General features: G+C 71.5%; 12 protein-coding genes. 6 read left to right on the top strand and 6 right to left on the bottom strand.

The window, feature by feature from the left end:
* Positions 1-226: 226 nt before the first annotated feature.
* Both E1298_RS06215 and E1298_RS06210 read right to left on the bottom strand, forming a co-directional pair.
* A complete protein-coding gene (locus E1298_RS06215) occupies positions 227-1,138 on the bottom strand; it encodes a CHRD domain-containing protein (RefSeq protein ID WP_131889844.1) in 912 nt (303 codons plus the stop codon).
* Positions 1,139-1,374: 236 nt separating this feature from the next.
* Positions 1,375-2,283, bottom strand: coding sequence for a TauD/TfdA dioxygenase family protein (locus E1298_RS06210; protein ID WP_131889842.1), 909 nt, complete (start codon positions 2,281-2,283; stop codon positions 1,375-1,377).
* A gap of 153 nt (positions 2,284-2,436) precedes the next feature.
* On the opposite strand from E1298_RS06210, the gene E1298_RS51735 reads away from it, so the two are divergent.
* The 5 genes from E1298_RS51735 to E1298_RS06190 are packed head-to-tail and all read left to right on the top strand — an operon-like array spanning position 2,437 to position 5,804.
* On the top strand, positions 2,437-2,559 hold the full coding sequence (locus tag E1298_RS51735; protein ID WP_424923071.1) for a putative leader peptide: 123 nt from the start codon (positions 2,437-2,439) through the stop codon (positions 2,557-2,559).
* Positions 2,556-3,596 (top strand): ABC transporter substrate-binding protein, encoded by a 1,041-nt coding sequence (locus tag E1298_RS06205; RefSeq protein WP_131889840.1) that lies wholly within the window; start codon positions 2,556-2,558, stop codon positions 3,594-3,596. The genes E1298_RS51735 and E1298_RS06205 overlap by 4 nt, the downstream gene beginning before the upstream one ends.
* Positions 3,593-4,414: an ABC transporter ATP-binding protein gene (locus E1298_RS06200; RefSeq protein ID WP_131889838.1), complete on the top strand. Its 822-nt coding sequence runs from the start codon at positions 3,593-3,595 to the stop codon at positions 4,412-4,414. The genes E1298_RS06205 and E1298_RS06200 overlap by 4 nt, the downstream gene beginning before the upstream one ends.
* The gene (locus tag E1298_RS06195) at positions 4,407-5,255 is read left to right on the top strand and encodes an ABC transporter permease (RefSeq protein ID WP_131889836.1); all 849 of its coding nucleotides are present in this window, start codon (positions 4,407-4,409) and stop codon (positions 5,253-5,255) included. Before E1298_RS06200 ends, E1298_RS06195 begins: the two co-directional genes overlap by 8 nt.
* Before the next feature lie 54 nt (positions 5,256-5,309).
* Positions 5,310-5,804: a beta-class carbonic anhydrase gene (locus E1298_RS06190; RefSeq protein WP_131889834.1), complete on the top strand. Its 495-nt coding sequence runs from the start codon at positions 5,310-5,312 to the stop codon at positions 5,802-5,804.
* 6 nt (positions 5,805-5,810) lie between these two features.
* Here the strand turns inward: E1298_RS06190 and E1298_RS06185 are convergent, their stop codons facing one another.
* From E1298_RS06185 to E1298_RS06170, 4 genes are all read right to left on the bottom strand, one after another.
* Positions 5,811-6,554 (bottom strand): DUF4097 family beta strand repeat-containing protein, encoded by a 744-nt coding sequence (locus E1298_RS06185; protein WP_131889832.1) that lies wholly within the window; start codon positions 6,552-6,554, stop codon positions 5,811-5,813.
* 52 nt (positions 6,555-6,606) lie between these two features.
* Positions 6,607-7,251 carry a response regulator transcription factor gene (locus tag E1298_RS06180; protein ID WP_131889830.1) on the bottom strand — a complete coding sequence of 215 codons (645 nt, stop codon included), beginning with the start codon at positions 7,249-7,251 and terminating at the stop codon, positions 6,607-6,609.
* Complete coding sequence (locus E1298_RS06175; protein WP_207944472.1) at positions 7,239-8,522, bottom strand: sensor histidine kinase; 1,284 nt, start codon at positions 8,520-8,522, stop codon at positions 7,239-7,241. Before E1298_RS06175 ends, E1298_RS06180 begins: the two co-directional genes overlap by 13 nt.
* A 294-nt stretch (positions 8,523-8,816) precedes the next feature.
* Positions 8,817-10,598 (bottom strand): AfsR/SARP family transcriptional regulator, encoded by a 1,782-nt coding sequence (locus tag E1298_RS06170; protein WP_165975325.1) that lies wholly within the window; start codon positions 10,596-10,598, stop codon positions 8,817-8,819.
* 1,004 nt (positions 10,599-11,602) lie between these two features.
* Here E1298_RS06170 and E1298_RS06165 point away from each other — a divergent pair.
* A complete protein-coding gene (locus E1298_RS06165; RefSeq protein WP_131889826.1) occupies positions 11,603-11,815 on the top strand; it encodes an MbtH family protein in 213 nt (70 codons plus the stop codon).
* Positions 11,816-11,822 lie beyond the last annotated feature (7 nt).

Below are 11,822 nucleotides of genomic sequence, written 5' to 3'. Positions count from 1 at the left end.
CCGGCCCCGCCCGCGTCCCGGCCCGGCCCGCGCGCCCGCCAACCAGCCCAGTTGACGGGCCGAACCACTTGGCCGACCTTGAAAATCGGCACTGTTCGCCAGGGGGCGGGCCATGTTTCGGCACTTAGGGCCAACGGAAGGGCGGTGCGCCCGGTTGGACGCACCGCCCCGCTCCCTCCGGAGCCGGCCCCCGAGCCGGCTCCCGATCCGCTCCCTCCGCGTCAGCTCACGCCGTGGACGGAACGCCGTGGACGAAGAGGTAGTCGGCCCGGTACGGGACCTCCGCCCTGGGCTGGACGGCCGGGTCGCAGGAACCCGCCGGCGCGACCCCGCCGACCGTGTTGAGCCGCAGGATCTCGCTGGTCCGCGCGAGCAGGCCGATGGGCTTGCCCACCTGGGTGGCGGCCAGGTCGAGCTCGGCGATGTTCCCGGCGCCGTTGGGCGTCCGGGAGAGCACGCTGCCGGTCACGGCGGAGCCGTCGTCCGATCGCCACTTCGGCGGGCCCGCCGGTCCTGGGACGGCGAAGAAGTGGGAGATGTCCCGCCGCAGCGAGGCGCGCACGTTGTCCTGGGTGAAGGCGAAGGATCCGTCGGCCTGCCGGGTGCAGGCGTAGATCTGGACCCCCTGGACCACCGGCGCCACGAAGTTCTGCTGGAGCGCCCGCTTGATGTCGATGGCGCTGGTCAGCTTGTGCACCTGGCCGCGGACCGCGCCCCCGGGGAACGGCTTGTTGTGCAGGTCGATGTAGAAGTCGCCGGGGTTCGTCCGCAGGCCGTCCAGGAGCTTGGGGTCGGTGACGCGGACGGTGCCGCTCACCGAGTCGCTCCCGGTGAGCAGCGGCGTGGTGAAGAAGGGGATCCTCACCTGGCCGTCGGTGCCCTTCGCGCCCTGGTGGAGCTCGCCCCGCGTCGGGATCGCGATGCCGCTGAACCGGATGGCGAAGGACACCTGGTCGCCCTTGACCCCGAGGAAGGCGACGGCGCTCCCGTCCCCGTCGCCCGCCCCGGACGCCACGCGGGCGCCGTTGAGGCTGGTGGCGAGGAACGTCCCCTCGCCGGCGGCGTCCGCCTCCGCCGGGACGGCCGCGAGGGCCAGCCCGGCGGCCGCGACGGCCGCGATCGTGATGCTGCGTCTCATGGAGAACCTCTCGTCGAGGGCCGGTGCCCCCTGGCCCGGCCCGTCGAGAGCGTTCACGGGCCGGCGGGACGGCCCGTTCAACCGCCGCGAAGAGAGGTGAATCACAGGACGAAAGCTGAACGCTCCCGGGCGCCCCGCGCGTACTACCACGGACGAAATCCCGGCTCGGCGCGCTGACCTGCGGATACGCCAAGGCCCGGTGCCACCCCGCACCGGGCCCCGTCCCGCCGGACCGATCAGGCCGCAGCCGTCGCGGCCGGGGTGTAGTGGGAGGCGTCGTCGCCCTCGACCCGGTAGCTCTCCCGCCCGTCCACGCCGACCGGCACGTCACCGGCGACGGTGACCCGGTGGAGCCTGCGGGGCAGGTCGCCGTAGTCGTCCGGCGCGTAGTGCTGGGTGATGCGGTTGTCGAACAGGACGAGGTCGCCCGGCGACCAGGACCAGCGGAAGACGTTCTCCGGACGGGTGACGTACGCCTGGAAGATGTCCAGGACGGCCCTGCTCTCCCGGTCGGACAGCCCGACGATGCTTTTCGCGAACCCGCCGATGTACAGGTTCCGCTCGTCCGACTCCGGGTGCACCCGCACCACGGGGTGGGCCGTCTTCCACCTGCGGGACACGAAGATCTTCCGGTGCTCGCTCGCCTTCTCGGGGTCGACTCCGGAGTCCTTCGCCCGGACGTAGTCGTAGTCGTTGGAGTGCACGGCCCACAGGCGGTCGGCGAAGGCGCGCAGCTCGTCCGGCAGGTCGCGGTAGGCGGCGGCGGTGTTGGCGATCAGCGTGTCGCCGCCGTAGGGCGGAACGACGAGGCTGCGCAGCGTGCTGAGCTTCGGCGGGCTCTGGACGAAGGTGACGTCGGTGTGCCACTGGTTGGCCCGGCCGGTCTCGCTGTCGACCGGCAGGACCTGGGGCTGCCCGTCGACCGACGGCACCGTCGGGTGCGCGCCGGTGAGCGGCCCGAACCGGGCGGCGAAGGCGAGCTGGTCGTCGTCGGTCAGGCTCTGGCCGCGAAAGCCCAGCACCTTGTGCTCCAGCAGGGCGGCGCGGATCTCGGCGAACACCTTCGCGGACAGGTCGCGGACGTCGACGCCGACGACCTCGGCTCCGATACGGCCGCCGATCTTGCGGACATCGAACTCGGACACTGGGCTACCTCTTCTCCTGGGGCCTGGCGCGGGACGGGACGGGGACGAGGACGGAAGCCGGATGGCCGTAGCGAAGCACGAGGCCGGAGGCTAAATCAACTATTTCTACCGTTTAACTAGGAAATACCGCCGTTTCCCTTTAGGCTCCACCGCGTGAGCCGTCGCGTATCCCTCGTCACGCGCCTGCACGTCGACCTCCGGCGGCAGGCCAGCGCCCTGTGTCGGCCCGGGGACACCAAGCAGCGTCCAGTCCGTCCGGCCAGGGAGACCTCATGAGCACGACCGGCAGCACGTTCACGACAAGACGGCGATTCATCTCGATCCTCGCGCTGGCGACGGCCGGCACGGCCGCGGCCGCCTGCGGCAGCGCGGCGGGCAGCCCCGGGCGCACCTCCACGCTGCGCTACCAGGGCTCGGTCGGCCAGGTCACGCCGCCCGAACTCGCCCAGGACCTCGGCTATCTCGGCGGGGTCAGGCTGAAGTGGGTCGGCAACACCATCAGCGGCCCGCAGGACATCCAGTCGGCCGCCACCGGCCAGACCGACTTCGGCGGCGCCTTCAACGGCGCGGTGATCAAGCTCCAGGCGGCGGGCGCGCCGCTCACCTCGGTCATCGGCTACTACGGCGTCGACAAGGGCTACCACAGCGGCTTCTTCGTCCCGGACGACAGCCCGATCCGGGGCCCGCGCGACCTCATCGGCAAGAAGATCGGGATGAACACGCTGGGCGCCCACTCCGAAGCGGTGCTGGACATCTACCTCCAGCGCGGCGGGCTGTCCGCGTCCGACATCGAGCGGGTCGAGCCGCTGGTCGTGCCGCCGATCACCACCGAGCAGTCGCTGCGCCAGAAGCGCATCGACGTGGGCGTCCTCACGGGGATCTTCCAGGAGAAGGCGACCGCGGCGGGCGGGCTCCGCAAGGTGTTCAGCGACCACGACCTGCTCGGCTCGTTCACCGCCGGCACCTACGTGTTCCGCGACGACTTCGTCAAGCGCAACCCCGAGACCGTGCGGGCCTTCACCGCCGGGGTGGCCAAGGCGATCGAGTGGACGCGGACCACGCCGCGCGACCAGATCGTCGCCCGCTTCACGAAGATCATCCAAGCGCGCGGGCGGAACGAGAACGCCGCCGCGCTGAAGTACTGGAAATCGTGGGGCGTCGCGGGCAGGGGCGGCGTCATCGCCGACAGGGAGTTCACCACCTGGATCACCTGGCTGGAGCAGCAGGGCCAGATCCGCAAGGGCAAGGTCCGTCCCGGCGACCTCTACACCAACGCGTTCAACCCGTACGCGGCGGACGGGGGCCGGCGGTGACCGCGAAGATCAGCGTCTCGGGGGTCGGCAAGGACTTCCCGATCCGGGGCGGCGGCGCGTTCACCGCGCTCCACGACACCAGCATCGACATCGCCGACGGCGAGTTCCTCGTGGTCGTCGGCCCGAGCGGCTGCGGCAAATCGACCCTGCTGGACCTGCTCGGCGGCCTGACCAGGCCCACCACCGGCCGGATCCTGCTCGACGGGAGGGAGGTGACCGGCCCGGCGCTCGACCGGGGCGTCGTCTTCCAGCAGTACGCGCTGTTCCCCTGGCGCACGGCCCTGCGCAACGTCGAGTTCGGCCTGGAGGCCAAGGGGCTGCGGCGCCGCGAGCGGACGGAGGTCGCCGGGCACTACCTCGCGCTCGTCGGCCTGTCCGGCTTCGAGGACCGCTACCCCCACGAGCTGTCCGGCGGCATGAAGCAGCGCGTCGCGATCGCCCGCAGCCTCGCCTACGACCCCGACGTCCTGCTCATGGACGAGCCGTTCGCCGCGCTGGACGCCCAGACACGCGACCTGCTGCAGGACGAGCTGCTGCGGATCTGGGAGCGGACCGGCAAGACCGTCGTCTTCATCACCCACGGCATCGACGAGGCCGTCTACCTGGGCGGACGCGTGGCGGTGCTCACCTCGCGGCCCGGCCGGGTCAAGGAGGTCGTCGACATCGACCTGGGCCCGCGCCACGAGACCGAGGACCTGCGGTCGAGCCCGGAGTTCGCGGCGCACCGGCACCGCGTCTGGTCCCTGCTGCGCGACGAGGTCCAGGCCGCCCAGCGGCTCGACATCCCCAAGCCCAGAGAGGCGGTCCTCCGTGGCTAGCACCGTAGAGGCACCCGTCGTCGAGGCCGCGGCGGCACCGGCGCGTCCTCCGTCCAGGCATCGGGTCCGCCGCGTCGCCGGTGCGGCGGCCACCGTCCTGCGGCGCACGATCGCGGTCATCGCGTTCCTCGCCCTCTGGGAGCTCGCCCCCCGCGCGGGGCTGGTCGACCGGACGTTCCTGCCGCCGGTGTCGGAGATCGCCCCCGCGTTGTGGGAGCTGGCGCGCAGCGGGCAGCTCTGGAGCAACACCCAGGCCAGCCTGACCCGGTCGCTGACCGGCTTCGTCCTGGCGATTGCCATCGCGGTGCCGCTCGGGCTCCTCATCGGCTGGTACCGCCCGATCGCCGAGCTGCTGGGCCCGCTGCTGGAGCTGTTCCGCAACACCGCCGCGATAGCGCTGCTGCCGGTCTTCATCCTGATCCTGGGCATCGGCGAGACCTCGAAGATCTCGATCGTCCTGTACGCCTGCACGTGGCCGATCCTGCTCAACACGATCAGCGCGGTGCGCACCGTCGACCCGACCCTGGTCAAGTCGGCGCGGTCGCTCGGGCTGCCCGCGCCCCGCATCTTCCAGAAGGTGGTGCTGCCGGCCGCCGTGCCGACCGTGTTCACCGGCATCCGGCTGGCCGGCGCGACCGCGATCCTCATCATGGTCGTGGCCGAGATGGTCGGCGCCAAGGAGGGCCTCGGCTACCTGATCAACGCCTCCCAGCAGAACTTCGCGATCGACGACATGTACGCGGGCATCATCGCGATCTCGGCGATCGGGCTGGCGTTCAACCACCTGCTGGTCCTGATCGAACGCCGGCTCACCCGCTGGCAGACCCCCGTCCAGCGTTGACGCGGTACGTGACTTTTCCTATCGTTTCAGTTATCTACAGTGGGGAGCAGTCCGGTGACCGTCACAGATGAGCTGCTGCGGAACGCCCGGCGGTATGCCGCCGACTTCGACAAGGGGGACCTGCCGCTGCCTCCGGCGCGGCAGATCGCGGTCCTGGCCTGCATGGACGCCCGCCTCAACCCCTACGGCCTGCTCGGGCTGTCCGAGGGCGACGCCCACGTCATCCGCAACGCGGGCGGTGTCGTCACCGCCGACGAGGTCAGGTCGCTGTCGATCAGCCAGCGGCTGCTCGGCACCCGGGAGATCGTCCTGATCCACCACACCGACTGCGGGATGCTGACCTTCTCCGACGACGAGTTCCGCGCGCAGGTCCTGGCCGACACCGGCATCAAGCCCGAATGGGCGGCCGAGGCGTTCGCCGACCTCGACCAGGACGTGCGGCAGTCGATCGCGCGGATCAAGGCGAGCCCGTTCATCCCGCACAAGGACTCCGTCCGCGGCTTCGTCTACGAGGTCAAGAGCGGCGAGCTCCGCGAGGTCCATCCCTAGGACGCGCTAGTTGCTGTAGCCCACGCGGACGTCGCCCGCCGAGCTGCGCGCGATGATCAGGTGGCCGGCGGACGGCGACTGCGGGACCTGGACGCTGGTGCCGCCCTCCTTGGCGCCGGTCTGGACGAGGTAGCTCTGGCCGCGCGGCACGTTCACGTCCACCTGGCCGGCGGTGGAGACGGCCTCGACCCGGGCGGGGGCGCGGCCGAACGCCAGCTGGACGTTGCCGGCCCCGGTGGCCGCGGTGATCTGCGCCCCGGCGAGGCCGGTGCCGCTGATGTCGCCGGCGGAGGTGTTCATGGCGAGCGCGCCGGACAGGTTGTGCACGGTGATGTCGCCCTCGCGGGTGCGGGCGGTCACGGTCACGTCGGGCGGGAGCGCGACCGCGTAGGTGATCGAGCATTCCGCGTCGGACGGGCAGCGGTCGCCGACGTGGAAGGTGTCGCCGTTCCACCGCTCGTCGAAGACCGGCAGGGACCCCGACCACTTGATCTTGCGCTGGACCTGGAGGACGCCGGGGGCGCCGGGGGTCAGCGCGATGTCGCCGGTCGACAGGTCCAGGGCGAGCTGCCGGACCGGATGCCGGAAGGTCTGCCGCTGCGTCTGGTAGTGCGTCTTCCAGTTGTGCGGCCAGGACCGCATGCCCACCAGGACCCCCGCGGCCGCGAGCGCGATCAGCGTGACCCCGGCGGCCGTCCAGACCCGGCGCTGCCGCTGGTCGGCCGAGCGCCTTGCTTGCACCTTTGTCACTTGCGGGACTCCTGCCGCTTCGGGGGACGTACGGGTGGCCTGCGGGGACGCGTCAGGCTTCCAGGAACTGCAGGACCGCCAGCACGCGGCGGTTGTCCTGGTTGTCGGAGAAGGCCAGGCCGAGCTTGGTGAAGATGCTGTTGACGTGCTTGGCGACCGCGCTCTCGCTGACCGTGAGCGCGCCGGCGATGCCGGAGTTGGAGCGCCCCTCGGCCATCTGCGCCAGCACGTCCATCTCGCGGGGGGTCAGGGCGTCCAGCGGGCCGTGGTCCTGCCGGATGAGCAGCTGGGACACCACGTCCGGGTCGAGCGCCGTGCCCCCGGAGGCGATCCGGCGGACGGTGTCGAGGAACTCCTCCACATCGGCGACGCGGTCCTTGAGGAGGTAGCCGACCCCGCGGGTGTCGCCGGTCAGCAGCCGCCGCGCGTAGCGCTCCTCCACGTACTGCGAGAGCACCAGGACGGCCACCTCGGGACGGCGGACGCGCAGCTCCAGCGCGGCGCGGAGCCCCTCGCTGGTGTGCGTCGGCGGCATCCGGACGTCCAGCAGCGCGAGGTCGGGCCGGTGCTCCTCCACGGCGGCCAGCAGCGCCTCGGCGTCGCCGACCGCGGCCACGGGATCGAACCCGCCGCGCTCCAGCATGCGGATCAGCCCCTCGCGGAGCAGTACCGAGTCCTCTGCGATCACGACGCGCATGGCAGCTCCACTGAGAGAACGGTCGGTCCGCCGACCGGGCTGTCGATCCGCATCGTCCCGTCGACGGTGCCGACGCGGTGCCGCAGGCCGCTGAGGCCGCCGCCGCCCGTGACGGCGCCGCCCCTGCCGTCGTCGGTGACCGCGATGCTGAGGCGGTGCGGGTCGCCGTGCTCGACGGAGACGACGACCCGCCGCGCCTCCGCGTGCTTGGCCACGTTGGTCAGCGCCTCGGACACCACGAAGTAGGCGATGGCCTCCACCGGCTTGGGCGGGCGGTGCGGCAGGTCGATGCGGAGGGTCACCGGGACGGGCGAGCGGGCGGCGATCCCCGACAGGGCCGCGTCCAGTCCCAGCTCGTCGAGGACGGCCGGGTGCAGCCCCCGCACGAGGTCGCGCAGCTCGGTGAGGGCGCGCTTGGCGTCGTCGTGGGCCGTCCGGACGGCCTCCCGGAGCGAGTCCGGGGTGCCCTCGGGCAGCGACATCCGGATCAGCCCCAGGTTCATGGCCAGCGACACCAGGCTCTGCTGGGCGCCGTCGTGCAGGTCCCGCTCGATGCGCCGCCGCTCCTGGTCGGACGCCTGGACGGCGGCCGACCGGCTGGCCGCCAGCTCCTCGACGCGCCGTCCGAGGACGGCCAGCTGGTCGGCGCCGGACGGCTGGAGCAGCGCCTTCGCCGAGCGCACGTCCAGCGCCGCCGCCCCGCGCGTCACCCAGGACGCGGCGAGCAGGCAGGCCAGCCCCGCCGCGCTTCCGCTCAGCACGGCGGCCGGCGCCTGCGGGTGCAGGCCCGGGACCGGCCGGACGGGCAGCACCCAGACCGTCAGCGGCAGTGTGACGAGGACGAACCCCGTCACCCACAGCAGCAGGGCCAGAAGGAACCCGGCCACGCAGATGAGGCAGGAGAGCAGGTGGCAGCCGATCTGCCGCCACACCGGCCGCGAGATGAGCCGCGTCCCGAGGGGGCGCCGCCACCCGTCGCGCGGGCCGGTGACGGCCGAGTCCGGCGGGAACGGCGCCAGCCGCACGCCGAAGAAGATCCTGTGCCTGGTGCGCTGGAGGTCGGTGAGCCGCCGGGTGAGCCGCACCGTGGCGTTCGCGAACGGCACGGGCAGGACGGCGGTCACCGACAGGCTCAGCAGCACCGACAGCGGGCCGGTCAGCGCGGCGGTCGCCGCCACCCCGATCGCCGCACCGGTGCTCAGGTACGCGGACTCCGTGAAGGTGGTCCGCGACCAGCGTGCGGCGGCACGGCCCACCGTCATCCCCGCCATGCCACCACCGTATGGTCCGGGCGAGTCCGCGGGCCATGGCCGCAGTGCCCGGAGTAGGGGTGCAACTTTGTGCACCCCAAGTCGGAAGCCAGCGTTACAGACGCTGTCAGGCCCGCTGGGGGATGCTCTCTCATATGCGAACCCATACGGGACGCCGGGGGTCCGAGCCGCCTCCCGCCGGCGCCGGAACCGGGGCTGGGCCCGGTCTCCGGCGCCGGCGGAGGCTTCGCCGAAGTTCCGCCGCCGACCCGCCGCCGTCCTCGCTGGCCGGGTCGTTCTTCCTCCTCTGCCGGATCATGCGAGCTGCTCCTTGGCGAACATCATGAACAGGTCGTGGAACCGGTAGACCGGCTCGCGGCCCTGGTAGACCGAGTCCATGCTGAGCAGGCTCGCGTCGGCCAGCGACTCCACGATCTTCTCCGCCAGGCCGACGGTGACGCCGAGCGTCTTGGCCGCCGCCTGGACCCGGAAGGCCGACAGGCCGGCCGCCGCGAGCTCGCTGTAGGCGGCACGTTCCCGCTCGGGCAGCTCGCGGTAGCTGTACTCGACCCGTGAGCGCACGTCGAGGTCGCCGAGGACGAACCCGTCCAGGCTGTCGGCCTCGCTGAGCTGGTCGACGATCCGCGACAGCGACCAGTGGCGCTTGGCGATGAGCCGGGCGCCGACGATGCGGATCGCGAGGGGCAGGCCCCCGCACTGCTCGGCGATCCGGACCGCGTGGTCGGGCTCGGCGTCGAGCCGGGCGCGGCCGATGATCGCCCCGAGCATCTCCAGGGACTCGCCGGTGTCGAGGACCTCGATCTCGGCCAGGTGCACGCCGTCCAGCGCGGCGAGCGTCCGGCGGCTGGTGATCAGGGTCTGGCAGTCGTTCCCGCCGGGCAGCAGCGGGCGCACCTGCCGCTCGTCGACCGCGTTGTCGAGCAGGATCAGGAACCGCCTGTTCGCGATCTTGCTGCGGTAGAGCCGGATCCGCTCGTTGCGGTCGGCGGGGATCGCGTGGTCCGGCAGGCCCAGCGCGCGCAGGAAGCCGAGCAGGGCGTCCTCGGGGGCGACCCGCTCGCTGCCGTTCCCGCCGAGGTCGGCGTAGAGCTGGCCGTCGGGGAAGTCCCCCATCAGCGAGCGCGCCGCGCGGACGGCGAGGGCGGACTTGCCGATGCCCGCCATGCCCGAGATGAGGAACACGGGGGGACGGTCGGCGGAGTCCGGCGGCCGCGGGCCGCAGACCTCCGCCAGATGCTCCGCGCGTCCGACGAAGTCGGGGATGTCGGGCGGGAGCATGGCCGGAACCTCGGTCGCCGGCGGGGGCGGCGGAACGGCGATGAGGGGCGCCGGGCGCGGGTCGAGGGACGGGTGCCCCTCCAGCACCGCCTGGTAGGTCTCGCACAGGGCGGCGCCCGGATCGACGCCCAGCTCCTCCTTGAGGATCAGCCGGCCGTGGTGGAAGACGCCGACCGCGTCCGCCTGGCGGCCCACCTGGTACAGCGCGATCATCAGCTTCACCCGGAGCCGCTCCCGGAGCGGGTACTCGGCCACCAGCCGGGTCAGCTCAGGGACGATCCGGGCGGCCTGCCGCATCGCCAGGTCGGCCTCGATGCGGCCCTCCAGCGCCGCCATCCGCTCCTCCTCCAGGCGCGGCAGCTCCGCGTCGGTGAGGAACTCGGTGGTGCCGGCGAGCGCCGGCCCGCGCCAGAACGCCAGCGCCTCGCGTGCGTGCCGCGCCGCCTCCGGGTAGCGCCCCGTCCTGAGTTCCTCGCGGTATTGTGCCGTCAGCAGTTCGAATTGCTGGAAGTCCAGCCATGAATCGCCGAGCCGGATCATATATCCCGGTGGCCGGCGAACGATGCCGACTTCGTCGCCGAACTGCTTGCGCAGGCGTGACACATAGGTGTAAATCTGCGCGCTGGACGTTGTGGGCGGGGCCTCGCCCCACAGCAGCGTGCTCAGCCGGTCATCGGAGATCACCCAGCCGCCGGCCAGTATCAGGGCTGCCAGCAGGGTCTTCTGCTTTGCGCCCCCGAGGTCGGCGGCGACGCCGGCACGGCGCGCCTCCACCGGCCCAAGAATGAAGAACTCCATTCTTTGCCTCCCGAATCCTTCCATGCCTGTCAAGCTGTTGAGTCGTCTTGGACGAGCCATGGCCGTTGAGCTCCTGTCGAGCGGGCATCCGAGAAGTGCGCGCGGTGTCCGGAACGTTTCGGGGAGGCGTCCGGAACGTGCGCGCGCACGTCGGTTCTCGTGGTGCGGCGGGGGTCGCCCGCCATGATTTCCGCCTGTGGGGAGCCCGACGGGATATCGCTCGTGGGAGGAGACCGGATCAGAGCGGGGGGCCCGGCTTCACTCCTGTGATGCGAGCGCTCCGGCGAATCTCAGCCGGAGCGGGACTCGCCGCCCGCGAGCGGCGTGTCCTGACATCGTCCGCGGGGTGGAGACGTCATCGTGAAAAAGGCCCCGTCTGGCGGTGAATTCCCAGGTCGTGTCAAGCCGTCCCCCTGATTTGTGGCTTGGGATGCGCGGATGCCGAGAGGGTAACTCGGCGTGTCCAAGTTCGGGCAGACCCTTCTTTGCTGACTCTGTGTGATCATCTACTCGGTCTGCGTGGTGCTGAGGCGAGTTGTCCCAGGAAGGCGCTCCAAGATCGCCCCGTGGTGACTCCATTGTTGGACGACCGTGCGTCATCCTGGTGCCATCGCTGGCCGGAAGCGGACAATTTCGGTCACGAGATCGGACGTTGCGGACACCGGGATGGTTCTCTCGAACTAGTTCCCTGGCACCCGCCCATGGGCCGCGACCTGCGCCGTGACGTGCGGACGGGCGTGACCCGGGCATGGCGGGACGGTTAAGCGAAGGAGACCGGCGGCCCGCCGGCGGGGGCGCCGGCCCGGCCCCCCGCGCGCTATGCCCGGCCGGTCGGAAGGGCGGCGGCGCCCCGTCCCGCGGCCCGGGCGAACCGGGCCGCGGGGGCGAATATAGGACAGCTATAGGTGCCCGGTGAACACTCGTGATCGTTAAAGGCCGGAGCCTTGCCAATGGTCACGGCCGTGCCGAATGACATTCCGGTAATGGTCTTGTGGAGTGAGCGCATGAGCGAGCAGGATGCCGCGGTTCAGTATCTCGTCGTGCTGAACGACGAAGAACAGTACTCGATCTGGTGGGCCGACCGTGAGTTGCCCGCGGGCTGGCGCGCGGAGGGATTCGAGGGCGTCAAGGACGAGTGCCTGGCCCATATCGACGAGGTGTGGACGGATATGCGGCCGCTGAGTCTGCGCCGTTCCATGGAGCAGGCGAATTCCTGAATCCGCG

Origin of the sequence: Actinomadura rubrisoli, from assembly GCF_004349215.1 — a bacterium.
GTDB classification, from domain to species: Bacteria; Actinomycetota; Actinomycetes; order Streptosporangiales; family Streptosporangiaceae; genus Spirillospora; species Spirillospora rubrisoli.
Note: the sequence above shows the minus strand (reverse complement) of the source record. Positions and strands in the feature narration are given on the sequence as shown.